The sequence below is a fragment of the Sphingopyxis macrogoltabida genome, from assembly GCF_001314325.1.
GTDB lineage: Bacteria > Pseudomonadota > Alphaproteobacteria > Sphingomonadales > Sphingomonadaceae > Sphingopyxis > Sphingopyxis macrogoltabida.
On sequence record NZ_CP009430.1, the window covers coordinates 61,658 to 86,474 of the forward strand.

The following is a 24,817-nucleotide window of genomic DNA, read 5'->3' on the forward strand; positions in this document are numbered from 1 at the left end:
GCACGAGCCGGGAAGAGGGAGCTTTAGAGTTTTATACGGACCGATTTCGTCGCGAGATAGGCATCGATGCCTTCGGCGCCGAATTCGCGGCCCCAACCGCTTTCCTTAAAGCCGCCGAACGGAACCATCGGATGGAGCAGTCCGTAGCAATTCACCCATATGTTGCCGGCCTCGAGCCTTGCCGCGAGCCGGTGGGCCTGGCTGAGGTCGCTGGTATAGACGCCGGCGGCCAGGCCATAGCGGGTGTCATTGGCCTGCCGGACGGCATCGTCGAGGTCGTCGAAGGGCGTGACGACAAGAACCGGCCCGAAAACCTCTTCGCGCACGATCGTCATATCGCTGTCTACATTGGCGAAGACGGTCGGCTCGACAAAATGCCCGTCGCCCGCCGGCATCCCGCCGCCAGCCACGACTTCGGCGCCGGCGCTGCGCGCGCCCTCGATATAGCGACCGACCTGCGAAAGCTGCTTTTCCGAGATCAGCGGTCCGATCTGTGTCGCGGGGTCGAGCCCATTACCAATCGTCATGGCCTTGCCGATATCGGCGATGCCGGCAACAACCTGATCGAAGACCTTCCGGTGGGCGTAGAGCCGCGACCCGGCAATGCACATCTGACCGCTGTTCATGAAGATGCCCATCGAAGCGGCCTGGACGGCATTCGAAATGTCGGCGTCGCCGAGAATGATGCACGGCGACTTGCCGCCGAGCTCCAGCGTCACGCGTTTCAGGTTGGCGCTCGAAGCGGCAACGATACGCTTGCCGACCGCGGTCGAGCCAGTGAACGATATTTTCTCGACCAGGGGATGGTCGGCGAGTGCCTGTCCGGCGGTCGGTCCGTAACCGGGAACGATGTTCAACACGCCGGGCGGAACTCCGGCCTCGAGTGCGAGCGCGCCAAGGCGCAATGCCGAAAGCGGCGTCGCCTCGGCGGGCTTGACCACGCAGGAACAGCCGGCGGCAAGGGCGGTGCCGACCTTGAATACGAACGCTGGCGCAGGACCGTTCCAGGGCGTGATAAGGCCGACCACACCGATCGGTTCCCGGACCGTGTAGACATGATGCAGCGTGTCGCCGCCCGAAACGGAATCGGACAGGTTGGCGCCGCCAAGCGAAGTCGTCTGTCCCGCAAAATAGCGCAGAGCATCGGAAGCGGCGGCAATTGTCGCATTGGCCATCCATTGCGGCATGCCGTTGTTGACGACATCGATCTGTGCGAGCTCCTCGGCATTTTCATCGATGAGCTCGGCAAAGCGCCACAGGATCGCGCGGCGCTGCTGCGGGAGCAGTCCGCGCCAGCTCCGCACCTCGAAGCTTCGTCGCGCGGCCAGTACGGCGAGGTCGATGTCGGCGGCGTCGCCCTCTGCTACGGTGGCAATTCGGCTTCCGTTGGACGGATCGAATATATCGAACGTCTTGCCCGAAATCGCGTCGCGCCAGCCGCCGTCGATTAATAGCTGGTGCGGGGAGCCAAGGAAGGCCGAAACGGCCGCAATCGGTTTATGAACTGTCACAGCATTGATCCTTGCGTAGGCCGATCCTTGCAGGTGCGGATGAACCAGTGGAAGATAACTGTCGTGGCCGTGTAGCGGCGGGTCGAGCTGCGCACGGGGCCAGAGAGGCGTGTGGCGCCAAATACTTCCTCCTACCAGCCAGAGCGTGAAAACTCCTGTTGTTTGTCCGACAATCCTACGCAATCGAACCGCTGTCAACCTGCTAAGCCGCCCTTCAAGTCCCTTGACGGTTCTACAATCCTAAAATACGATTGTCGGATAACAGAGAAGCGAAGCGTTTCAATCGAGGATGGGAGTCCCGATGCCGTCAGAAGTGAAAAGCAGCGAGCGACAGTTCGAGGTGCAGTGGGATCCGCACGATCCCGCCGAGGCCAACACCTATCCGGAGGTTGTCGCCGCCATTCGGGAGCAATGCCCGGTGACATGGAGCACAGGCCGGTGGAGCGTGCACGACAGCGGCTTCTGGCTGATGACGCGGTACAAGGATGTGCGCGCGGCGGGCCTCGACTGGAAGCTCTACAGCAGCGCTGGCGGTGCGGCTCCCTTACAGTTCGACCTCGAGGTCTTTCGCAACGGTTTCCTCGAGACCGACCCGCCCTTGCATACCAAGATGCGCGAAGCAGTGACGCCCTTCTTCCTTGCGCCCGCGCTCGAACAGCATGAAGACGGAATTCGCAAGATCATCGACGAGCTGATTGATGAGGCCGTTGCCGCGAGTCCGGTCGATTTCGTCGAAACCTATGCGCTTTCGCTTCCTTCGCGCATCTTCTTCGAGCTCTTTCTGCATGAGGATCCCGAGGAAATCCGCTTCACCATCGATATCGTGCGCGGACTGCTGAAGGACATGGCGAGCGCGGCAGAACTCGCCCCGAAACTTCAGGCATGGTGCGCTGTCGCGATCCAGAAGCGCAAAGACCGCGGCGAGCGCGACGACATGGTCGGGGTCATTGCGCACATGGGGAGCGACGACTTCCCTGTGACCGACGAAATGCGGATCGAAACGCTCATGCTGCTGATCATGGCGGGCATGGAGACAACCGCAAACGGCCTTGGAGCCGTAATCCATACCTTCGCCACGAACCCGGATGCGCGACGGGAGATGGCCAACGCGACACCCGACCAGATCACGAAGGCGGTCGACGAGTTCCTGCGCTTTTCTTCCCCGGTTCCCGCTGCAGGGCGAACCTTGACCGAAGATACCGTCGTCCACGGTTGTCCAATGAAGAAGGGCGAAAGGGTGACGCTCAACTGGCTCTCGGCGAATCACGATCCCGAGGTTTTTCCGAACCCAGACGTACTCGACCTTAGCCGCAACGCCAGCCAGCACCTCGCGTTCGGCGTCGGCTATCATAAATGCCTCGGAATGCATCTCGCCAAGCGGGAAATGCGGCTCACGATCGAAGCGCTCAGCAAGCTCCGCGTCTTCGAACTCGTGCCGGGGGCCGAGATCAATTACCGAAACGGGCCGGCCCGCGGCCTGATGTCACTTCCGGTCATTTGCGCGCGCTGATTGCGGCCGCTCTCGAAGAAACGTCCTGCCGACCCCATCGCCGGAGTGAAGATGACCGATATTTTCGATTATATCGTTGCGGGTGGCGGCGCGGCAGGTTCGGTCGTCGCCAGCCGCTTGTCGGAAGCCGGTGCGACCGTGCTTCTCCTCGAGGCAGGGGGGACCGACAAGCGCCTCGACGTGATTATCCCGGCTGGCGCGGCCAACGCCTATAAGGACGCGAGCTGGGACTATCCGATCGAGCCGAACCCGCAGTCGAATCAACCGATGGGGGTCATGGCCGGAAAGGTCCTCGGTGGCGGCGGTTCGATCAATTCCTGCGTTTTCATTCGCGGTAACCGCGCCGACTTCGACGGCTGGGCGAAGCAAGGATGCGAAGGATGGGACTATCAATCCGTTCTTCCCTTTTTTCGCCGAATGGAAAGCTGGGAAGGGGGCGCCGATAGCTATCGCGGTGGAGAGGGGCCCATTTCCGTGGTCGTCCAGAAGGATCGCACGCGTCCGGTTCGTGCTTTCTATGAAGCCTCGCTTCAGGCCGGCTTTCCGGCCGCCGACGACTATAACGGAGAAACGCAGGATGGCGCGACCTACATGCAGGTCAACATGCGCCGCGGCCTGCGCTCGCAGGCCTCGCGCGAATATCTCCGTCGTGTCGCCTCGCGTAAGACGCTCACATTACAGCTCAATGCCTATGCGCGGCGGATCCTGTTCGAAGGCGACCGCGCGGTCGGTATCGAATTCGAACATAAGGGGGAGGTACGGACCGCCCGCGCTCGCGAAGAAGTGATCATCAGCGCAGGATCCTATGCGACCCCCAAGCTCCTAATGCTGTCGGGGATCGGGCCGCGCGACGAAATCGAACGGCACAATCTCGACCTCGTCAGCCACAATCCCGGCGTCGGGCAGAATCTCCACGACCATCCTTTTCTGATGCTGCGCTGGAAGTCGAAGATCAGGACGCTCAATCGTCCGCATCCGGCGGCGATGGCGAAAGGGCTGTTCGATCTTGTCTTTCGTGGACGCGGGATATTGTCCCAGACGGTGGTCCCGGCACAGGTCCTGATGCGGGCGAAGGCCGAGGCGACGAGTCCAGACGTTCAGATCGGATTTGCTCCCTTCGCGATCTTGCGTGAAGCCGACGAACATGGTGTTTTCAAAGTCGACCTCGCCAAGGAGGACGGGTTCATGGCATCGGCCACGGTGCTCGACGCCCGTACCCGCGGCCGCGTCGGGCTGCGCAGCGCGTCGCCCTCCGAGACGCCGATGATTCATTATAATTACTTGGAAGATCCGGGCGATCTGGAGACGATCGTCAAGGGACTGAAGGAAGTCATTCGGATCATGGACCAGCCCGCGATGGCCGCGTTGACCAAGGGCATGTTCGAGCCCGAGGCAAGTTGCCGGACGGACGAGGACTGGCGGCACTATGCCCGGACCATGGTGTCCTCCTCCTATCACCCGGTCGGATCGTGCCGAATGGGATCCGACGACCTGGCGGCGGTCGATCCGCAATTGTGCGTTCGCGGGGTACGGGGACTTCGCGTCATCGATGCGTCGATCATGCCTCAGATTACCAGCGGCAATACCAATGCGCCGTCGATGATGATCGGCGAACGCGGGGCGAGTTTCGTGCTTGCCGGCTAGGCAGTCGCTATTTCAGATAGGCGTAGGACGGATCGTTGATGCAGTGGCCGCCATCGACCACGAGCGATTGGCCGGTTATCCAGCGTGACTGGTCCGACGCGAAAAAGAGAATGGCGTCGGCCACGTCCCAAGCGGTGCCCTCGCTCTGGAGCGGAACGCTCGTCCGCCTCCGTTCCCGGGCGGTCTCGACCTCCGCCGGCGACATGACAGCGGCAAAGGCGCGCCAGGCGATTGGGGTCCATACGCCGCCAGGGACGACACAGTTTACCCGTATTCCGCTTGCGCCAAGCTGGGACGCCAGCGCGCTGGTGAGAGTCATGATCGCGCCCTTGGACGTGGCATAGGCCAGCGGAACATTTGCCGAATGGCGCAGCGCGGCAATCGAGGACAAATTGATGATCGAGGCACCATCGCTCATTGTCCTGACGGCGCTGCGGCTCATCAGCATCATGCCCTTGAGATTGACGTCCATCACCGCGTCCCAGCCTTCCTCGACCATGTCGCGCAGATGGCCCTTGCCAAGGTCGGAAATCGCAGCATTGTTGACGAGGATGTCGATGCGTCCGTGGCGATCCGCAACGGTGCCGACGACGGCTTCGCAGTCCTTGGCGGACGAGGTGTCGGCCGCGAGCACGTCACAGGTCCCACCCGAGTCCTCGATCAGTGATCGTGTCACTTCGCCCGCCGCCGCGCTCCGGTTGACGACGACGACATGGGCTCCCGCGCCTGCGAGGCGGATCGCGGTCGCAGCACCGATTCCGATCCCGTCCTTGGCGCCGCCGCCGGTGACGACCGCTATCTTTCTTTCGAGGAGAGCTTCGCCCTGTGGACGAGGTTCGGGAATCTCGTAATTCAACGGGGCCTCCTTTCCTGGCCGGGTCGATCCTCAGCGCGTTGCTGCGATCAGCCCGCCATCGACGACAATATCGGCAGCCGTAACATACGCACTTTCTTCGGACGCGAAGAACAGCGCGGCGTGCGCGACATCCCAGGCGTTCCCCATGCGCCCCATTGGCACCTGTTGCGCGCGCGTCGCGCGAAATCCAGCCTCGTCGCCGCCGGCATATTTTTCGGAGAGCCGCGCCACCAAAGGCGTGTCGATGAGCCCTGGCACAACGCTGTTTACACGAATTCCGCGATCGGCATAAAGAACCGCCAGAGACCGCGACAACTGCATCAGCGCCGCCTTGGCAACAGAATAGGCGACCTGGGGCTTGCCGATATAGCGGAGCCCCGCAACCGACGCGATATTGACGATCGACCCGCCGCCCTGCCGCGCCATGCTCGGAAGCACCTGGCGGCAGAGGCGCGCCGCGCTGTTCAGGTTGAGGTCGATCTGGCCTTGCCACGCCTCGTCGTCGAGTTCCTCAGGCCCCCCCGGCTCGGACTGGCCGACGTTGTTTACCAATATATCGATTCGCCCGTGGCGCTCGAGGCAGCCGGCCACAGCCGCCTTCACCTCGCCCGGCCGCGTGACATCGCACGTCTCGACATCGCATGAATGGCCTTCGCTGCGGATTACGGCGCGCGTGGACTCTGCTGCGGCGAATGACCGGTCAAGGCCGTGGATATGGGCGCCTTGGCGCGCAAGCAATGTCGCGACCGCCTTGCCGTTTCCCCAGCCGTCGCCAGCCGATCCGCAGCCTGTCACCAGCGCGACCTTGCCGTCGAGGCGAAAGATTGGAGCGCCGACCATTAGGGGCGCGCATCGGTCGAGTGGATGTGGAAGGACTCGAGAAAGCGCGAGACCATATTATAGGCCGCGATGGTCGCGACCAGCTCGACGCATTGCCGCGTGCCGAGCGCGTCGCGCGCTTCGCCGACAAGGTGCGGGGGAGCGGCAACGTCTCGCGTGATGGCATCGGTCAACTGTAATGCCAGGCGCTGCACCCTGTCGAAGACCGTGGCTTTCTCCCAATCCGCCAGAGCATCGACCTGCGCCTGGCTCAGTCCCTCGGCAAGCGCTATGGGCGCATGCTGTTCGGCTTCATAGCTGGCTCCGTTCAGGATCGCGATGCGGATGATGACCAGCTCGCGAAGCGAGCCTGCCAGTTCCAGCTTCTGCCGGATGGCCGTCAGAAAGGCGAGCCAGCCTTCGGTGAGGGGCGGGCTATGCAAAAGCATCTGGTAAAGATGAAGAACCGATCCGCGTTCCGCGACGATCTGGTCGACAAGCGCGATGGCGGCCGGATCGCCCAGATCGGAATAGGGAATATGGGCCATATCATCCTCTCGTCTGCGGGCCGTCTCGCGATCGGATCGGCGTCGGCCCGTGCATGCCTCATTATTTTCGGTCCGACAATCGGAAAATCGGTTGACCCGGCCGCGGCGCTTCAATATTGTTCAGCACGACGATAAACGGGACAGGTCGTGCGATGCGCATTGCCTGTGCGGTCAAGCAATGCCCTCACGGCAGCGGCCAGTGAAAGGCAATCAATGGGAGTGCCGAGGATGGCGACGAAAGCAAGGATCGAAGTTAAACCCGTAGCGGGCGCCCTCGGTGCCGAAATTCGCGGCGTTGATCTGCATCAGCCGCTCGACGAGGACACGCGGCTCGCGCTGCGTAAGGCGCTGCTCGACCATCTCGTGATCTTTTTCCCCGAACAGAATCTCGACAATGTGGCGCTGAAGCGGTTCGGCAAATCCTGGGGAGAACTGGTCACCTATGATTTCTCGCCAACCCTCGACGAGGACGCCGATGTGGTCGAACTTGCGGCCTCGGCAGGCAAGACCGCAGACGTGTGGCATACCGATCTGACCCACCAGCCCAATCCGCCGCTGGGTTCGGTGGTCACGATGGTGAAATTGCCTGCCGTCGGCGGCGACACGATGTGGCTGAATCAGTATCTGACCTATGAAGGCCTCTCGGCGCCGGTTCGCCAGTTTGTCGATGGCTTGACAGCGCTCCACGAATATCCCGAGGATCTCAAGAAGAACATCAAGCGCGCAGGCGCCGATCCCGGCCGCGGTGCCGAGGTGCCTGTCGTTTGTACGCATCCCGAAACGGGGCGCCGCTTCCTCTATGTGAATCGCATGTACACCACCAGAATCCCGCAGCTTTCTCCATCGGAGAGCAAGGCGGTGCTTGAAATGTTGTTCACGCATTGCGAAGATCCCCGCAACGTGGTCCGCTATCGTTGGAGCGAAGGGACGACGGCCGTCTGGGACAATCGCTGTACGCAACACTGCGTGGTCAATGATTTCGTCGGCGAACGCATCATCCGGCGGGTCACGATCGGCGGCGGCGAAGTCGCAGGGGATGCGAGCCCTTGGGAGAATTATGAACCGCGGGCGCCTTCGGTACGGTCGATGATGGGACTGGGCTGAGCGGCAACGGATAAGCTGGAGGATGGAATGATGGAAATATCGGAGCTGGAGAAGGCGCGCCCGCCAAAGGTTCGCGAGCCTCGTTATGCGTCCGACCGGCAGCGCTTCTTCAAGGAGCGCGGATGGATCATGATCGAGGACATCCTGACGCCCGACGAGGTGCGTGAAGCACGCGCCGAACTCGAGCGGATTGAGAGCGGCGAACTCGAAGTCACCTACAAGCCGGGCAAGAGCGCGGTCGCCTATCAGAGCACCGGCAAATATTCGAAGGTTGCCGACAAGACGCTCGATCCCAGCCGCTACAGCGAGGTCTTTCGCAAGATCACGCGGTCGCCGGTCGTCGCCGATATCGTCAAGGAGGTAACCGGCCTCCAGTCGATCCGGTTGTTCGGCGATCAGGTCATCCGCAAATCGCCTGAGGCTGAGGGAGGGATCGGCAGCGGGGTCCATCAGGACTTGCCCTTCTATCCGCTCGACCGCGCTGGCGGCTGCGTCATGTGGGTGGCGCTCGACGATCTTCCCGATACCGCGGGAACGCTGCGCTTCATCGAAGGGTCGCACAAATGGGGGCCGGTGGGCCGGCGGCAGAATGTAGCCGGCTGGCTCGCCGATCACCCCGAGGACGAAGCGCTGACGACCGAGCCGTTCGCGCTCAAGGCGGGCAGCTGCACAATCCACGATATATTGACGTTGCATGGCACGTCGCCCAATCGCTGGGACAGGCCGCGCGTCGGCTATATGATGTCCTTCATTCCGGCCGATACCCGCTTTACGGGCATGCCGTCGCGCTGGACCGATGGTCTTGGGCTCGAGATCGACGGATTTCTCGATCACGAATATTTCCCCGTCGTCGGCTGATGATTGTCGGCCCGGCCGGCGAAGCGGAACAGATCGATGCCCAGCTACAAGCTTGATCACCGGCATCTTTCAGTCGAAGATGTCGAAGGCACCGCGCAATTCTACGAGACAGTATTCGGTGCCAGGCGCATCTATGCCGAACTCGTCCGCGGCGTGCCTGTCATTCGGCTGAACCTCCAAGGCCTCTGGCTGACGGTGTCGGGTGAACTCGATCCGCTTATCGGGCACCACATCGGCTTTGAAGTCGACGATTTCGATGCCGCCGTGGCCGACATGCGCGAGAAGGGTGTCGAGTTCATTACCGAGCCGAAAGACCATGGTGCGGCAAAGGTTGCGTTCGTTCGCGACAATGCCGGCACGATCATCGAAGTGATCCAGCGGCTCGAACAGCCGTCCTATAAGACAATGGTCTGAATCATCGACGCCGCCGCGCTGGTTCGCGGCCGGCGTTGCAGATCGTCATGCGACGGCCGCGAGCGGCTTAGCACGAGCCCCGCTGCCCTCAAGGATAAACGCCGAGGCCCGCTCGCCGATCATCATGGCGGCGGCATTGGTGTTGGCGCTTACCTGGGTCGGCATAATCGACGTATCGACCACGCGCAGCCCATCGACGCCTCGGACGCGCAGCTGGGGGTCGACGACCGATGCCGGGTCGGCGCCCATGCGGCACGTTCCCGCGGCATGATAGCTGACCCCCGCAGTTTCCTTCACGAATGCGCGCCATTCATCGTCACTTTTCATTTCCGGATCGAGTCGGTCGACGACATGTTCGGAAAGGCCAGGGCTCGCGAAAATCTTCTCGATCAGCTTGCCGGCCCGGACGAGCGTTTCGAGGTCGCGCTCGTCTCCAAGCAAATTGGTGTAGATCAGAGGATGATCGTCGATTGATCGCGACTTCAGCTTGATCTCGCCGCGGCTGTAGGGACGTGTAATCATCGCCATCAGCCCCGATGCGGGCTTTTTCTGCAACGGGAACAGGAAGGCGGTGCCGTCGCCGCCCCGAAGCGGCGGCTTGGTCGTGTCGAAAATGAAGGTCAGCAGTTCGAGGACGATGTCGGGATGATCGAGCGCAGGATCCGATTTGGCACCGGCCAGCGCCTGGACCAGCGACGATGACAATATGCCGTTGCGCGTGACCATATATTTGAGAAAATGACGCGCGCGCTGCGGCAAGGTCTGGATTTGCGAGTTGAATGTCGGCACGTCGACAAGCCAGCGAAGCCTGATCAACGGGTGCTCCATGAGATTTTGCCCGACGCCGGGGCTCTCGACCTGGAGCGGAATGCCCATGTCGCGCAGATGGGCCGCCGGGCCGATGCCCGATCGCATCAGCAGGGTTGGCGATTGTGTTGCGCCGGCACAGAGGATGATCTCGCGCCGGGCGGAGTGGGTCGTGAAACTGCCGTCGCGGCGACGCACGCGCACGCCCGTGGCACGGCCTTCGGTGAACAGAATCTGTTCGACCTCGCAATGGGTAAGCACCTGCAGGTTCGGCCGCTTCGCCGCCGGTTCGAGATAGGCTTTCGAAGGGCTGCAGCGGCGCCCGCGATGCTGCGTCGCGAGCGAATAGGCGGCGCCTTCGATATTGCCTTCGCAATAATCATCGAGAAAGGGCAGTCCCGCATGCTGCGCCGCCTCGAGGAAAAGGGGCGCGATCGGATTGGGGTGCCGCTCATAGGGACGGCTCACCGACAGATTGCCGTGGTGGCCGTGCGCCTGCGAATCACCCTTGGCTTCCCAGCTTTCACCCTTCTTGAAATATGTTTGCACCTCATTGAACGACCAGCCCGTACAGCCCAGCGCTTCCCAGCCGTCATAGTCGCTGCGCTGACCGCGAATATAGACCTGGCCGTTGACGCCGCCACCGCCGCCGAGCATTTTTCCGGCGTTCCAGATGATCTTGCGATTGTTGATGGTGCTGTCCGGCTCGGTAACATAGCACCAGTCAGTCTTGGGGTTGCCGATCAGGTTGACGCAGCCCACCGGCATGTCGACCCAGAAACCCCGTCCGTCGCCTCCTGCCTCGAGCAACAGAACTTTCGTTCCCGGATCCTCAGATAGTCGCGCCGCGACGACGCTGCCCGCACTGCCACCACCGACGACGATATAATCCGCTTCGAACATAGAAATTCGCCTCTCCGCTTTTGACGCGAGCCTAGCCACGATTCGCGCCTATGACAATATATTGTCGGATAATCGGATTGTTTGTATTTCGACATCGGCAATCGGTTTTTGGGTGAGGCGACGAATGGTGCAGACACTTGGGATCGACAATCTGACGGCTGCCCGCATGCTGCCGCCCGACATCATTCGCGCCGCGGCGGCAGCCGAGGTGCACTCGGTAGGCCTCTGGCTGGCGCCTTTTCTTGGGGGTCCTGCGCAGGAGCGCCCAATTCTCACCGACAAGGCGATGCGCGGTCTAACGACGCAGGCGCTTCGCGATCACGGCGTCACCTGTCATCTTACATCGGGCTGGCTGCTCGTGCCCGATTCGACGATCGACGACTATCGCCGAAAGCTCGATGTGTCGGCTGAACTGGGCGCGCGATATCTTTGCGTCGTCAGCCGCGACCCCGATATGCTGCGCGCGACTGATAATGCCGCGGCGCTCTGCGACCTGGCCGCGGCTGCGGGCATGCTCGTCGCTCTCGAATTTTCGCCCAATACCGAGATTGCCGCGCTCGGCGATGCCGTCCGGTTCATCGAGACGGTATCGCGCGAGCAAATGAAACTGGTGATCGATGCCTTGCACCTCGAGCGGACGGGTGGAACGGCGGTGGAGGTTGCCGCGCTTCCGCCGGGTCTCCTGGCCTTCATGCAGATCTGCGACGGGCCGCGCGGATGGTTCGGCCGCGATGCCTATCGGCACGAATCAATCTTCGAGCGGATGCTCCCGGGGCAAGGCGAATTTCCGCTGCAAGCCCTGCTGGACGCGATGCCGCAGGAGGATTTTCTAGTGACCGCAGAAGTCCCGCTGCAAAGGCTTGAAGAGCAGGGGGTGGACGATGCGGCTCGCATAAAAATGGTCGCCGACGCCACGCGGAGCCTGCGCGCGTTCAGATGATCTCGTCCGAGGCGACCATCGTGCCCGTAGCCTTGGGAGATGTCTGCCACTTGAGGCTGCGGTAAACAAGCGGCGGCTCTGCCTCGCGATGCAGCTGGAGCAGCCTGTCTCCGATATCGGCATCGGCGACCGTCAGTCGCCGCACACTTCGCACATAGGCAATCCAGGTCACGGTTTCATAGCGTTCGATCCAGATCTGCTCGTCGTGAAGGTCGCGCAGCAGCATCCAGTTGCGCACGCCATCGCGCATCCGCACGCGTCGCCGCTGGGCGATCGCATCGAGAAAAGCGGGAATGTCCTTCCGGTCGATCCGGTAGTGGATCGAAATCACGATCGGCCCGCTGCGTTCACCGATCGTCACATCGGTTTGTGGAGGATCGAAGTCGCGCAGCGGATCGAGGTTGAGCTCTTCAGCGTTCGGCAGGCGAAAATATCCCCCTGCCACAAGCGACAGGAGCATCCCGCCCGCAGCCATCGCCAATGCGTCTCCCGTTCCAAAGCGCGCCGCCATTTCGCCCCAGCACCAACTGCCGACCGTCATGCCCGCGAAGAGCGAGACCTGGAAAAGAGCGATGGCCCGTGCGACGACCCAGCGCGGCACCGCCATCTGCACCGTGACGCTGAACGTAGACAGCGTTATGAGCCAGCAGGCGCCGGCCACGGCAAAGGCGGGCAGGGTCAGCCCGATATGGTTGCTGCGCGCGATGACGATCAGGGCCATGGCGAAGGCGAGCGAACCGAGGCGGGCAATCGTCTCGATCTGCATCGACGCGCGCGCGCGGCCAAGCTGCAGCGCGCCGAGGACAGCACCAAAGCCGAAGGCTCCGAGCAGGCTCCCGTAGACGACGGGGCCGCCGCGCATGACGTCGCGGGCAACCAGCGCCGTCAGCGCAGGGATCGCGGTCGCGGAGAAGCCGAACAGGACGCAGCGTGCGAGCACTGTGCGAAGCGTGGGTGACATTGCTGCGTAACGGACGCCGGCGATGATCGCCGTCGACATGGTTTCGCGCGGCAAATCTCCGGGATTGTGGGTGGTGCGCCAGCGCGCGAGCGCTGTGAGCAATCCGACGTAGCTCAAGGCATTGACCGCGAACGCGAGGGCGGCGCCACCGAGGCCGAGCAAAACGCCGCCGAGCGCCGGCCCGATCGAGCGCGCAAGGTTGAAGCCCATCGAATTCATCGCGATCGCGTTCGGAAGGATCGCACGGGGTACGATGTCCGCCACCGACGCCTGCCATGCCGGCTGGTTGAGCGCAGCGCCGCCGCCTACGAGGAAGGTTGCGACCAGGAGCAGTGCCGGCGTGATCCAGCCTGCGGCGGTGAAAATGGCAAGCGCGAGCGAAATCAGTAGCAGGAAGGACTGGATGGCGAGCATGATGCGCCGTTTGTCGGTGCTGTCGGCCAGCGCACCTCCGGGCAAGGCAAGGAGAACGATCGGTAACGAGGTCGCCGTCTGCACCAAGGCGATCATCTGCGGAGAATCGGTCAGCGAAGCCATCAACCATGAAGCGCCGACGAACTGGATTAGTCCGCCCATGTTGCTGAAAAATGTGGCGATCCAGAGCGTGCGAAACACCGGAATGCGGAACGGTTCGAGGGCGACACGGCGCGGCAGTGTCGTGGCGTCGGTCATTGTCGCACCCCTCCTTACCGCTTGACAGGCCTATAACCGGGCAATAGGATTGTCGGACAAAAAAGCAAGCACATCATTCCGGCGAGATTCTTTGCTCGTTGGAACCGATGCCTGCGGAGTGGGGAAGGATCCAGATCATGGCTAAGCGTTTCATTACCAGGAAATCAGCTCTTCTGACGGCGACGGCTTCGATGCTCGTCGCGGCGCCGGCGTGGGCACAGGATGCCCAGACCGACACAGCGCCCCAGGCAACCGGGAACGAAGTTCCATCGGACGGCGATATCATCGTCACGGCGCGCAAGCGCTCCGAGACATCGATTGCCGTACCGGTCGTGATCACCGCGGTCGGCGGTGCGGAACTCGAACGCCGCGGCGTCAACAGCCTCGATGGTCTGGCACGCTTGGTCCCGGCGTTGATCATTGGCGATGCGAGTGGCTCGCTTCAGGGCGGTAACGTGGCGATCCGGGGTATCGGGGGTGCGGACAACAATCCGCTTGGCGACCAGGCGGTGTCCTTCAACATCGATGGCGTGCAGATCGCCCGGTCGACCGTCCGCCGTATGTCCGAAATGGATATTGCCCAGGTCGAAGTCCTGAAGGGACCGCAGGCGCTGTTCTTCGGAAAAAACAGCCCCGGCGGCATCATCTCGGTCCGGTCGGCCGATCCGACCGACAGCTTTGCGGCGAAATTGTCGACGGGCTACGAGTTCAATGCGAACGAGTGGCGTACCGACGGATTCGTCTCTGGTCCGATCACGGATTCGCTCGGCGTACGCTTCGCGGCATCAACCTCTCAAATGGATGGCTGGCTCACGCGCCTCGTGCCCGATGGCTCTCCCTATGCGCCGCGGCACAAAACTGGGCCTCACACGAGCGACTATGCGGGACGATTGACCCTTCTTTACGACGACGGCGGGCCATTCAACGCCCGGCTCAAATTATCCTATCACCATGTCCAGGGCGACGGAAACTACTCGGGACAACAATTCATCGATTGCCCGCTTGGTGCCCCGCAGCCGCTCAGCGCGGCGATCGTCAACGACTGCAAGGCCGATGGGCGAACGACGACGGGTGATTCCGGTCCCACCTTTGCGGCTGTATTGCCGCAGTTCGGCGACGGACGGGGCCGTAACAAGCAAAACCAGATGCTCGGCAGCCTCGAAATGAACTACGACGTTCTCGAGAACGTGACGCTGACGTCGGTGACGGGCTATTACGACACCTTCTTCAACAATGTCTCCAACTTCACGACGACCTATGCTCCGTCGCGAGTGTCTGCTGTCTACTTCCGGCTGGATATTCGCGAGTTTAATCAGGAATTGCGCCTGACGAGCGATTTTGACGGCCCGGTCAATTTCACCTTCGGCGGCTTCTATCAGAACTCCAAGGCCGAGGACGAGATCCGGGCGTACCTCTTTCCGGTGGGTACCGTGACCGGAACGAGCTTGCTGTTTAAACAACGGGGCGAAACTTACTCGGCATTCGGACAGCTGCGCTGGCAGATCGTTCCGACGGTCGAATTTGCGGCCGGTGGTCGCTATAGCTCGGAAACGAAGAAGCTGCCTTATGTTGCACTGGGTCAGCCGCTGGTGCAGGTAAATCCCGCGGTCAACGAAGCAAAATTTGACGACTTCTCGCCGGAGGCGACCCTGTCATGGAGACCCAATTCGCGTTTCACGCTCTTCGGGGCCTACAAGCGTGGCTTCCTCTCGGGCGGATTCAATACCAGCTCGACAACCTTCGGCCCCGAAATCGTCTATCAGCCCGAGACTGTGAAGGGGTTCGAGGTCGGCGCAAAGGCCCTCGTTCTCGACGATCGTCTTCGGACCAATCTCTCGCTCTATCGTTACAAGATCAGCGACCTTCAGGTGTCGACCGCGGTCAATACGCTGATCCAGCTCCGTAATGCGACCTCGTCGACCGTCAAGGGCGCGGAGTTTGATTTCAATTATCGGACGCCGCTTGAGGGCTTCAATATCAACGGCGCCGTGGCCTATACCCATGCGCGCTACGGTGCTTATTTCGCGACCTGCTGGGGTGGCCAGCCGCAGCCGGCGTGCCAGGTCCGGCTCAATCCCTCGACCGGCGTCTCCGGGCTTTCGCAGGACTTGAGCGGAGCACAACTCGTGCGCGCGCCCGATTGGTCGGGTAATCTGGGCTTCAGTTATGATACGCCCGTGGGCGGACTCAAGCTTGGCGTGACCGGCAATATGACGTTCACCAGTGGCTTCTTCACCGATGCCGCGAACAAGCCGGGTGGGCGGCAGGACGCCTACCAGCTGTTCGACGCCACCTTGCGCATCGGCGACCCCGATGATCGTTGGGAACTGGCGTTGATCGGCAAGAATCTGACGAACAAATATTATTATACGCGTTCGTTGGACAATCCGCTCAGCGGGGCCGGAACTGGGGGCCCGGCCGCCAATGCGATTACCAGCGACACGGCGTCGATTGTCGCCCGGCCGCGTGAAATCATGTTGAGAGCAACGATCCGCTTCGGGCAATAAGAGGTGACCCACCGTACAAGCGGGGGCAGGGGCCACATGGAAGAAGGCAGGCAGGCTATGAAGGTCAAGATCGATTTCAAACGTTGCGCCGGGCACGCGCGTTGCATGGAAGAAGCACCGGACGTGTTTGGCTACAACAACACGACCAACTTCACATTCGTGCATCGCGGTGCCGACTTGGAGGCCAATAGGGCGGCGATCGACCTGGCCATCATGGCGTGCCCCGAGCAGGCGATCAGCTGGGTTGATGACAACGCCATGAGCGTGGAAGATGCGGCTGAAGGCCTCGATTGATCAGGAGTGGCGGAGATGGCAGAAATGGCTGAAAAAGAGGACTTCAAGTTCGATTTCGATCACTATGACGATGAATCGGCGTACTCCCCCTACGGCCGCTGGGAGGAAATGCGGAGCAAGTGCCCGGTCGCTTGGTCGGAGAAGAATGGCGGTTATTTCATCCTCTCCAAATATAACGATATCAGCGAAGCGATCCGCAATACCGGGACCTTCTCCAGCGCCGGCGGCGTGACGATACCGCCCAAGCCGGTACCGAAGCTGCCGCCGAACGAATTCGATCCGCCCGTACATGGAATGTATAGGCGGATCGTCAATCCGCTATTCTCCCCCGAGAGGGTGGCCGAAAACCGGCCATGGATGCGCGCCATCGCGCGCGATTACACCCAGCGGATGCTGAAACAGGACGCTTTCGACGTTTCGATCGACTGCGCGATGCAGGTAACCCAGGACGTTACACAGCGTCTTTTGGGAATAGTGGACGCGCCTGACGACATGAAGCGCTGCGCGGAAGACCTGGTTCTCATGCGAGGCAACGCCGAAGAATCGGGCGCGAAGCTGGTGGAACTTCTGAACCTCGAAATCGACAAGCGGCGGACCGCGCCCGGCGATGACGTGATCAGCACGCTGCTGTCGGCAAGCTATGATGGAAAGCGACCCCTTACCGACCATGAAATCGTCCACACATCGCTGCTGATCCTGCTTGCCGGCCTCGACACGACGACGTCGGCGATCGGCGGCGCGGTATGGTATATGCTCAAGCATCCGGAAATCCGCGAACAGCTGCTCGGCGCCGACCAACGGACCTGGCGGCTCGCGCTCGACGAATTTGTGCGCTGGACCAGCCCGGCGCAGGGGACGGCCCGCACATTGGCGCACGAGACCGAGGTAAATGGTTGTCCGATGCACAGCGGCGAACGCATTTTCTTTCTCGTTGCGTCAGGCAACCGGGACGAAGAGGAGTTTCCCAATCCTGACGAGATCGTCATCGACCGGTTTCCGAACCGGCACCTGGCGTTCGGGATGGGACCCCATCGCTGCCTTGGTTCGCATGTCGCCAAGGCGATCCTTCAGGACGTCCTCGAGGGATTGCTCGAGGGGCTGCACAATTTCAGGATCAAGAGCGACGACGACGTCGTGTGGGAAGCCTCGAATGTGCGCGGGATCCGCAGCTTGCCGGTCGTTCGCATCTAGCGCCTTTTGGGGCTCCGCGGGCAAGCCAAGTTGCGGGACGCCTGCCGTTGGCCGGCGGCTGGCAGCGTGTATCAGGTTGGAAGAATGAGATGATCGTTCACGACAGTTTCTTTATCGGCGGACGCTGGGTCGCTCCCGAATCCGACGGAAGCTTCGACGTGATCTCGCCGATTACCGAAGAGATCTACGGTAGGATTCCAGTCGCCGTTCCTGCCGACATCGACCGCGCCGTAGCGGCCGCGCGGCACGCCTTCGAAGAGGGCGAATGGCCGAGGATGAGTATCGACCAGCGGTGCGAGGCGATGACGCGCTTCGCCAAATGCCTCGAGCCTCTGGTCGGCGAGGCGATCGATCTGCAGATCAACGAAATGGGCGGTGTCCGCAAGTTCATAGGGCCGGCGACCCAGACCTGCCTCGGCCAGCGTATCTATGATGGCATAGATGTCGTCCGGCAACTTCCCCTGCGCGAAGTTCGCGACGGCGCTTTCGGTAAAGTCATCGTCACGCGCGATCCGGTCGGGGTCGTTGCCGCGATTGTACCGTGGAACGTTCCACTTTCTGGACTCATGCTGAAGCTGGTCCCGGCCTTGCTCACAGGCTGCCCGATCGTCATCAAACCGTCGCCCGATTCACCGCTGAGCAGTCACGTCATCGGCGACGCCGCAATCGCAGCGGGGCTCCCCGCCGGCGTCATCAACATCGTCCCGGGCGATCGCGACGTCGGCCAGTATCTTGTTGCCCATCCGGGTGTCGACAAGGTCAGCTTTACCGGAAGTTCCGCTGCGGGCAGGCATGTCGGCGCGACATGTGGCGGCATGCTGCGGCCCTGCACTCTTGAGCTAGGGGGAAAGTCGGCCGGGATCATTCTCGACGACTTCGATCTCGACGGCCAGTTCGATGTTGTCATGAACAAGACGATGCTCAACAATGGCCAGCTCTGCGTCGCCAACACGCGCATCCTGGTTCCGGCGCATCGCGAACAACAGGTTATCGATCGCTTTGCCGCTGCGATTGCAGCCCGCAAGATTGGGGACCCGCGCGACCCCGATACCGATTGGGGTCCACTGCCGGGCGAACGCCACCGCGACCGCGTCGAGGGCTTCATTCGCTCTGGCATCGAGGAGGGGGCAACGCTGGCAGTCGGCGGCGGACGGCCGGTAATGACCAAGGGATGGTATGTGAATCCGACGATTTTTTCCGGGGTCACCAATGACATGCGTATTGCCCGGGAAGAGATATTCGGACCGGTCATATCGCTCATTCGCTATGATACGATCGAGGATGCGGTCCGTATCGCCAATGACTCGGACTATGGCCTCGGCGGCGGCATCTTCACCTCTGACATCGAGCGGGGTGCCATGCTGGCCGAGCGCATCGACACGGGAAGCCTCGTCGTGAACGACGGGATTTTTGCGGGCGGCGGCGGGCCGTTCGGCGGTCGCAAGCAGTCGGGCCTCGGGCTCGAAAACGGACCCGAAGGCATGGCGTCCCACTATAAGTTCCGGTCGGTAAGCCTCGCGCCGGGTCAGGCCTTTGATCTGGCGCGCGCCGAGGCGCTCGCGTGAACCGGGAGATTGGCGTGCCACAGACAGTTGTCGGTGAGGCCGGCACCGTGACAGGAAGAATGTCGTTCGCGGACCAGGTCGTGCTGGTGACCGGCGCGGCCCGCGGCCTCGGACGATCCTATGCCGAACTTCTCGCCTCGCGAGGCGCGCATGTCGTCCTCAACGATATCGGCGTGTCGGCGGGGGGCGTCGATCCATCGCCAGACATTGCGGAAGCTGCGGCGGCAGATTTGCGGCGGTCGGGCGGAAGCGTGATTGCGGACAGCAGCGATATTTCGACCGAAGCCGGCGCCGAACAGGCGGTCGCCACCGCATTGGAAGGATTTGGCCGGATCGACGCAGTGGTCAACAACGCGGGGTTCGTGCGAAGCGGCGACATCGGCAGCACCAGCCTCGCCGATTTCACCTCGATGATCGATGTTCATGCCAAGGGCGCCTTCTTGATTGCCCGCGCTGCGTGGCGGCCGATGAAGGAGCAGGGCTATGGGCGAATAGTCCTTGTCACATCCTCCGGTGCGATTCACGGTCAGCGCGGTCTGTGTGGCTATGCTGCGGGTAAGGGCGCGGTGATCGGCATGACCCACGCACTCGCGGTAGAGGGAGCGTCCTTGGGGATTTCGATCAACGCGATCGCGCCGCTGGCTTACACGCGTCTTGCCGCCGGCATTCCCGACGAAGAGCACCGCGCGCATTTCGAGCGCCACGCCCATGTCGACCAGGTTGCCCCGCTTGCGGCGGTACTTGCGCACCGCACATGCCCCGTGAACGGAATGATCCTGGACGCGGGCGGCGGTCGCTTCGCGCGCGTGTTCGTCACCGAGGGCGACGGCTATATCGATCCGGCGCCTACTCCGGAACTGGTTCGCGACCATTTCGACGCGATCCTGTCCGACGCCGGTTGCCAGACAGCGCGCGACACCGACGAGGCTGTCGCACGGACGGTCGCGCTGGTCGAGGCGCAGGCCGCCATATCGGCCCGAAGCTAGGCTCGTGGCCGGCCGGCTGCACGACAAGGTAGCGGTGATCACGGGGGCGGCCGGCGGAATCGGCGCCGCCACCGCACGCGCTTTTGTCGATGAAGGCGCGCGCGTCATCGTCGCCGACGTCCAGGATGAGCGTGGTGAAACGCTTGCGGCGTCGCTGGGCGGCGCGGCGCGATACCTGCACGCGGACGTTACACGCGAGACCGAGGTGGCGGCAACAATCGCGATGGCACAACAGAGTTTCGGGTCATTCGACTGTATCGTCAACAATGCAGGGCTGATCGGCGGCGCCGGATCGATCGCAACGATGGATGCAGCCCATTGGCACGCCACGATGGCGACCCTTCTCGACAGCGCCTTCTTCGGGACGAAGCACGCCGCTGCGGCCCTGATCGCGCGCGGCGTGGGCGGGTCGATCCTGACGACCGCCAGCATTGCTTCGCTGCAAGGCGGGCTCGGAGCCCATCCCTATACCACGGCCAAGCACGCCATCGTCGGACTGACGCGTTCGGTCGCTTCGGAACTTGCGCCGCATCGCATCCGGGTGAATGCTGTGGCGCCGGGCTTCGTCGTCACCCCGCTCAGCATGGGCTCGCTGGGCGCCGACGCTGACGAAACCGCGCAACGCAGCGCCGCCGCGTCGCCGATGCGTCTGCCGACGTTCCCCGAGGAAATCGCCCGTGCGTTCGTCTATCTGGCAAGCGACGATGCCCGGCAGGTCACGGGCCAGCTGATCACCGTCGATGCGGGTGCGACAGCGGCACCCAGCGTCTCGCGATATCACGACGGCGTGTCCCGTTTTCTGGGGCCTGCGGAGCTGGCGGAGCGGTTCCGATCCCTTTGAGGCTCGCGCGCCAAAGTGTCTATCGGTATTTTCTCAGTTCGAGCTTTGCGATCGTCTCCAGATGAACCTCATCGGGTCCATCGGCGAGGCGCAACGTGCGCGCGAGCGAATAGGCCGCCGCCAAAGGGAAATCGTCCGATACGCCGGCGCCGCCATGCGCCTGAATGGCCCGGTCGATGACGTTGCAGGCCATGCGCGGGACAATCACCTTGATCATCGCGATCTCCGACCGGGCGGCCTTATTGCCGACGCGGTCCATCATGTCGGCGGCATGCAGCGTTAGCAGGCGGGCCTGGCTGATCTCCATTCGCGATTCGGCGATGCGCTCGCGTAGCGACGATTGCTCGGAAAGCGGCTTGCCGAACGCGACGCGGCTTTCGGCGCGGCGACACATGAGTTCGAGCGCGCGCTCAGCCAAACCGATCGCCCGCATGCAGTGATGGATACGACCGGGGCCCAGACGTCCCTGCGCGATCTCGAAGCCGCGCCCCTCGCCCAAAAGGAGGTTCGAGGACGGCACGCGGACCTGCTCGAAGATGGTCTCGGCGTGTCCGTGCGGCGCGTCGTCATATCCGAAGACGGTCAGCGGCCGAACGATCCTGACGCCGGGCGTGTCGAGCGGGACCAGGATCATCGATTGCTGCCGATGCGTCTCCGCCCGCGGATCGGTCTTGCCGAGCAGGATCGCGACCTTGCAGCGTGGATCCATCGCGCCCGATGTCCACCATTTGTGACCGTTGATGACATAGTCGTCGCCGTCGCGAACGATTGTCGCCTCGACATTGGTCGCGTCGGACGACGCGACGGCGGGTTCGGTCATGGCAAAGCAGGAGCGGATATCGCCCGCGAGCAGGGGATCCAGCCATGTCCGCTTTTGCTCTTCGGTTCCGTAGCGAACCAGGACTTCCATGTTGCCGGTATCGGGCGCCGAACAGTTGAACAGCTCGGCGGCGAACGGGATGCGCCCCATTGCTTCGCAGAAGGAAGCATATTCGAGATTGCTGAGTCCAGGGCCGCTTTCACTATCGGGAAGAAACAGGTTCCAGAGCCCAAGCGATCGCGCCTCGGCCTTGAGCTCCTCGAAGATCGGCGGGTGCACCCAACGGTCCGCGCCGGCGGCATGCTGCAGGTTGTATGTCGGCTCGGCGGGGGCGACCCGCTCTTCCATAAACTTGTCGAAACGCGCCTTTAGGGCACTGGTTTCCTGCGGCTGTTCACCGGCCATGAAGTCGTTCCTCGCGTTTTCAGGGAATGTCGCTTATTTTCGATCGAGTGCGGCGAGCCCGGCCTCCGCGCATAGCCCCGCCAGCGCACCGCGCTGGAGCGAGTCGGGCGAAGCCGCCTGACCGTCGAGGGCGCGGCGAAGGACGCCCTGCAAGATCGCGGCGAGACGAAACAGCGCGAACGCCATGTAGTGACCCCATGGCGCGTCGAGCGGCCGCCCCGTACGCGCCACATAGCGCGCCACATACTCCTCCTCGCACGGCACCCCGCTCCCCGCGAGATCGCGATCCGCAAGTCCGTGAAAGGCCCGTTCGGGAAGATGGTAGCAGAAACAGTTATAGGCGAGGTCGGCGAGCGGGTGCCCAAGCGTCGACAGTTCCCAGTCGAGTACGGCAAGAACTTCCGGTCGGTCGGGATGAAACAGCAAATTCTCGAGCCGATAATCGCCATGCGCAATGGCTACGCGGCCATCATCGGGAATGAGACCCGGGAGGCGCCGGATCAGTTCGTCCATCGCGGCGATCGGCTGCGTTTCGGACTCGCGATACTGACGGGACCAGCGTGCGATCTGGCGCGCGAAATAGTCGCCCGCCTTACCATAGTCGCCAAGGCCGTGCGCAGCAGGATCGACGTGATGGAGCCGGGCCAGCATATCGTTCATCGCATCATGGACGGCAGCCCGCTCGTCGCTTTCGAGCTCGCCCAAGAGGGGATCGCGAAACAGGCGGCCGTTCACGAAGTCCATGACATAGAATGGCGTGCCCACGATGCCGCGATCGTCGCTGAACAGGCGCACGCGCGGGACGGCGACCCCGGTCGGCGCGAGCGCGGCCATGATCCGGTATTCGCGGTCGACGGCATGCGCTGACGGAAGGAGAGTCCCGGCAGGTTGCTTGCGCAGAACATAGCGTTCCGGTCCTGCGGCAAGCAGATAGGTCGGATTCGATTGCCCGCCAACAAAGGGCGTCGCGGAGAGCCGACCCCAGTCGCCCGGAAGGCTGCGAGCGAGAAACGCACCGAGCCGGCTTTTATCCAGGCCATCGGAAATGGCGTCGAGTTGAGAGGTGGCCATGCAGACGACTAAAGGGCCGGCCGGAACTGCGGCAACGAGACGTCGTCCGTCACGTCCTTGAAAAGCAGTTCGACCCGCATTCCTCCCGAAATTGCTTCGGGCTCGCAATCGATGATGTTGCCGGGCATGCGCGTGCCGTCGTCGAGGTCGATCAGCGCGACGACATAAGGAACCTCGGAAGCATAGACCTCGGCGGGGATCGGATGCCGCACGACGATCCAGCTATAGACGTTGCCGTGGCCTTCGCTGACAAATATCTCGGTGTTGGCCGATCGACATTTCGGGCAGACCGGACCTGGCGGGAAGCGCACCTTTGCGCAATCACCGCAGCGCTGAAGCCGAAGTTCGTGCACCTTGCAGCCCTCCCAGAAGAAGGCGGAAAGGTGGTCTGGTACGGGCAAGGGTGGTTGCATTAAATTTCAGTTCCTCAGGATCATGGCGCTGCCGCACGTCATCGCGCCAGCGGTGGTGAGCGCGGTCCGGGCATTCGGGACCTGCCGCGCCCCGGCTTCGCCGCGTAACTGTTCCACGGCTTCGATTACATGGTTGAAACCGTGAATATAGGCTTCCGACAGCAATCCGCCGTGCGTATTGGTTGGGAGAGGTCCGTCGCGTTTCAGGCCTCCGCTTTCGACAAAACCCCCGGCCTCGCCGGGCTTGCAGAAGCCGAGCCCCTCAAGGGCCATCAGAACGCTATAAGTGAAGCAGTCGTAGATTTCGGCGACGTCGATGTCTGTTGGCGCCATGTCGGCACTCTTCCACAGCGGATCGGCGATATAGGCCGCAAAATTTTCCGCATGGTCATCCCAGCGAATGGCGTCGAAGGTATCTTCACCCTGGTTGGGACCGCCTCCGTAAGCGCCGCCGGAAATATAGACCGGCTTGGGCCGCATGTCGCGGGCGCGCTCGGCCGATGTCACCACAACGGCGCAGGCCCCATCGCTTTCGAGGCAGATATCATAGAGGCCGAACGGGTCGACGATTTTCCGGGCGCCCATATAATCGTCCATCGTGAGCGGCGTCCGCAGCATCGCCCGGTCGTTGAGGAGCGCGTTATCGCGGAAGGTCACTGCGACTGAACCAAGCTGCTCCTTCGTCGTGCCATGCTTGATCATGTGCCGTTGGCACCACATGGCCATCGCCTGGGGATAGGTTATCCAGCCAAACGGCGCGGCATATTGGGTCACGCCATAGGCCGCGAGGTCCCGGCTGCCGCCCAGTCGGAAGCCGGATCTGCCGTTCATTGCGCGGAAGCACAGGATGTTCTTGGCAAGTCCGGCCTTGAGGATCGCAGTCGCCGTCAGAACGATCAGGTTGGCGGCGTTTCCGCCCGAGTTGAACTCGGCGACATATTGCGGGCTTTCGAGTCCGATCGCGGTCGCGACCGCCATCGACGGGACCGAATCCCCGAAATTGAAACTGATGATGCCGTCGATTTCATTGGGGTCGATACCGGCGTCGGCGCATGCCTTCAGACACGCCTCGGAGGCAAGTTCGAGCACAGTGACGCCCGAATTCTTCGTGAAGGACGTATATCCGATACCGGAAATGGCGAATTGGTCGCGCAGGTTCCACATGGAAGGTGCCTAA

At 62.3% G+C, this 24,817-nt stretch carries 22 protein-coding genes; 12 read left to right on the top strand and 10 right to left on the bottom strand.

Annotated features, from left to right (window positions below):
* Positions 1 to 23 precede the first annotated feature (23 nt).
* Entirely contained in the window at positions 24 to 1,511 is a 1,488-nt protein-coding gene (locus tag LH19_RS25290; protein WP_082396384.1) for an aldehyde dehydrogenase family protein, read from the bottom strand.
* A 301-nt stretch (positions 1,512 to 1,812) separates the two neighbouring features.
* Here LH19_RS25290 and LH19_RS25295 point away from each other — a divergent pair, with 301 nt between their 5' ends.
* A complete protein-coding gene (locus tag LH19_RS25295) occupies positions 1,813 to 3,021 on the top strand; it encodes a cytochrome P450 (protein ID WP_158514492.1) in 1,209 nt (402 codons plus the stop codon).
* Positions 3,022 to 3,072: 51 nt separating this feature from the next.
* Positions 3,073 to 4,665, top strand: coding sequence for a GMC family oxidoreductase (locus LH19_RS25300; RefSeq protein WP_054735404.1), 1,593 nt, complete (start codon positions 3,073 to 3,075; stop codon positions 4,663 to 4,665).
* Between the two features lie 7 nt (positions 4,666 to 4,672).
* Here LH19_RS25300 and LH19_RS25305 read toward each other — a convergent pair whose 3' ends face one another.
* From LH19_RS25305 to LH19_RS25315, 3 genes are read right to left on the bottom strand one after another with little or no spacing between them, the layout of a single operon-like run.
* Positions 4,673 to 5,521: an SDR family NAD(P)-dependent oxidoreductase gene (locus LH19_RS25305; protein ID WP_082396386.1), complete on the bottom strand. Its 849-nt coding sequence runs from the start codon at positions 5,519 to 5,521 to the stop codon at positions 4,673 to 4,675.
* 30 nt (positions 5,522 to 5,551) lie between these two features.
* Complete coding sequence (locus LH19_RS25310) at positions 5,552 to 6,361, bottom strand: SDR family NAD(P)-dependent oxidoreductase (protein ID WP_054734514.1); 810 nt, start codon at positions 6,359 to 6,361, stop codon at positions 5,552 to 5,554.
* Positions 6,361 to 6,888, bottom strand: coding sequence for a carboxymuconolactone decarboxylase family protein (locus LH19_RS25315; RefSeq protein WP_054734517.1), 528 nt, complete (start codon positions 6,886 to 6,888; stop codon positions 6,361 to 6,363). The genes LH19_RS25310 and LH19_RS25315 overlap by 1 nt, the downstream gene beginning before the upstream one ends.
* Before the next feature lie 228 nt (positions 6,889 to 7,116).
* Between LH19_RS25315 and LH19_RS25320 the strand changes: the two genes are divergently transcribed.
* Genes LH19_RS25320 through LH19_RS25330 form a run of 3 tightly spaced genes read left to right on the top strand, consistent with a single transcriptional unit; the run spans position 7,117 to position 9,264 of the window.
* Positions 7,117 to 7,992 (top strand): TauD/TfdA dioxygenase family protein, encoded by an 876-nt coding sequence (locus LH19_RS25320; RefSeq protein WP_054734520.1) that lies wholly within the window; start codon positions 7,117 to 7,119, stop codon positions 7,990 to 7,992.
* A gap of 27 nt (positions 7,993 to 8,019) precedes the next feature.
* The gene (locus LH19_RS25325; protein ID WP_054734524.1) at positions 8,020 to 8,850 is read left to right on the top strand and encodes a phytanoyl-CoA dioxygenase family protein; all 831 of its coding nucleotides are present in this window, start codon (positions 8,020 to 8,022) and stop codon (positions 8,848 to 8,850) included.
* 36 nt (positions 8,851 to 8,886) lie between these two features.
* Positions 8,887 to 9,264, top strand: a complete 378-nt coding sequence (locus LH19_RS25330) for a VOC family protein (protein WP_054734529.1) — start codon at positions 8,887 to 8,889, stop codon at positions 9,262 to 9,264.
* Between the two features lie 45 nt (positions 9,265 to 9,309).
* Here LH19_RS25330 and LH19_RS25335 read toward each other — a convergent pair whose 3' ends face one another.
* Positions 9,310 to 10,974 (bottom strand): GMC family oxidoreductase, encoded by a 1,665-nt coding sequence (locus tag LH19_RS25335; protein WP_054734532.1) that lies wholly within the window; start codon positions 10,972 to 10,974, stop codon positions 9,310 to 9,312.
* Between the two features lie 124 nt (positions 10,975 to 11,098).
* On the opposite strand from LH19_RS25335, the gene LH19_RS25340 reads away from it, so the two are divergent.
* Positions 11,099 to 11,914 carry a sugar phosphate isomerase/epimerase family protein gene (locus LH19_RS25340; protein WP_054734535.1) on the top strand — a complete coding sequence of 272 codons (816 nt, stop codon included), beginning with the start codon at positions 11,099 to 11,101 and terminating at the stop codon, positions 11,912 to 11,914.
* On the opposite strand, the gene LH19_RS25345 is transcribed toward LH19_RS25340, so the two are convergent.
* The gene (locus LH19_RS25345; protein ID WP_054734539.1) at positions 11,907 to 13,547 is read right to left on the bottom strand and encodes an MFS transporter; all 1,641 of its coding nucleotides are present in this window, start codon (positions 13,545 to 13,547) and stop codon (positions 11,907 to 11,909) included. The two genes, LH19_RS25340 and LH19_RS25345, sit on opposite strands and share 8 nt — an antisense overlap.
* A 137-nt stretch (positions 13,548 to 13,684) precedes the next feature.
* Here LH19_RS25345 and LH19_RS25350 point away from each other — a divergent pair, with 137 nt between their 5' ends.
* The 6 genes from LH19_RS25350 to LH19_RS25375 all read left to right on the top strand — a co-directional run bounded on the left by LH19_RS25350 (position 13,685) and on the right by LH19_RS25375 (position 20,931).
* Complete coding sequence (locus tag LH19_RS25350) at positions 13,685 to 16,054, top strand: TonB-dependent receptor (protein WP_158514493.1); 2,370 nt, start codon at positions 13,685 to 13,687, stop codon at positions 16,052 to 16,054.
* Between the two features lie 57 nt (positions 16,055 to 16,111).
* On the top strand, positions 16,112 to 16,348 hold the full coding sequence (locus LH19_RS25355; protein WP_054734545.1) for a ferredoxin: 237 nt from the start codon (positions 16,112 to 16,114) through the stop codon (positions 16,346 to 16,348).
* Between the two features lie 15 nt (positions 16,349 to 16,363).
* On the top strand, positions 16,364 to 17,539 hold the full coding sequence (locus LH19_RS25360; protein WP_082396389.1) for a cytochrome P450: 1,176 nt from the start codon (positions 16,364 to 16,366) through the stop codon (positions 17,537 to 17,539).
* Positions 17,540 to 17,628: 89 nt separating this feature from the next.
* Positions 17,629 to 19,104 carry an aldehyde dehydrogenase gene (locus LH19_RS25365; RefSeq protein ID WP_054734551.1) on the top strand — a complete coding sequence of 492 codons (1,476 nt, stop codon included), beginning with the start codon at positions 17,629 to 17,631 and terminating at the stop codon, positions 19,102 to 19,104.
* Positions 19,105 to 19,118: 14 nt separating this feature from the next.
* A complete protein-coding gene (locus LH19_RS25370; protein ID WP_145923673.1) occupies positions 19,119 to 20,090 on the top strand; it encodes an SDR family NAD(P)-dependent oxidoreductase in 972 nt (323 codons plus the stop codon).
* Between the two features lie 4 nt (positions 20,091 to 20,094).
* Positions 20,095 to 20,931, top strand: a complete 837-nt coding sequence (locus LH19_RS25375) for an SDR family oxidoreductase (protein WP_054734555.1) — start codon at positions 20,095 to 20,097, stop codon at positions 20,929 to 20,931.
* A gap of 19 nt (positions 20,932 to 20,950) precedes the next feature.
* Here LH19_RS25375 and LH19_RS25380 read toward each other — a convergent pair whose 3' ends face one another.
* From LH19_RS25380 to LH19_RS25395, 4 genes are read right to left on the bottom strand one after another with little or no spacing between them, the layout of a single operon-like run.
* Positions 20,951 to 22,156: an acyl-CoA dehydrogenase family protein gene (locus tag LH19_RS25380; RefSeq protein ID WP_054734561.1), complete on the bottom strand. Its 1,206-nt coding sequence runs from the start codon at positions 22,154 to 22,156 to the stop codon at positions 20,951 to 20,953.
* 33 nt (positions 22,157 to 22,189) lie between these two features.
* On the bottom strand, positions 22,190 to 23,227 hold the full coding sequence (locus LH19_RS25385) for a phosphotransferase family protein (protein ID WP_054734565.1): 1,038 nt from the start codon (positions 23,225 to 23,227) through the stop codon (positions 22,190 to 22,192).
* Between the two features lie 8 nt (positions 23,228 to 23,235).
* On the bottom strand, positions 23,236 to 23,640 hold the full coding sequence (locus tag LH19_RS25390; protein WP_082396391.1) for a Zn-ribbon domain-containing OB-fold protein: 405 nt from the start codon (positions 23,638 to 23,640) through the stop codon (positions 23,236 to 23,238).
* A 6-nt stretch (positions 23,641 to 23,646) separates the two neighbouring features.
* Entirely contained in the window at positions 23,647 to 24,804 is a 1,158-nt protein-coding gene (locus LH19_RS25395; protein ID WP_054734571.1) for a thiolase C-terminal domain-containing protein, read from the bottom strand.
* Positions 24,805 to 24,817: the final 13 nt, after the last annotated feature.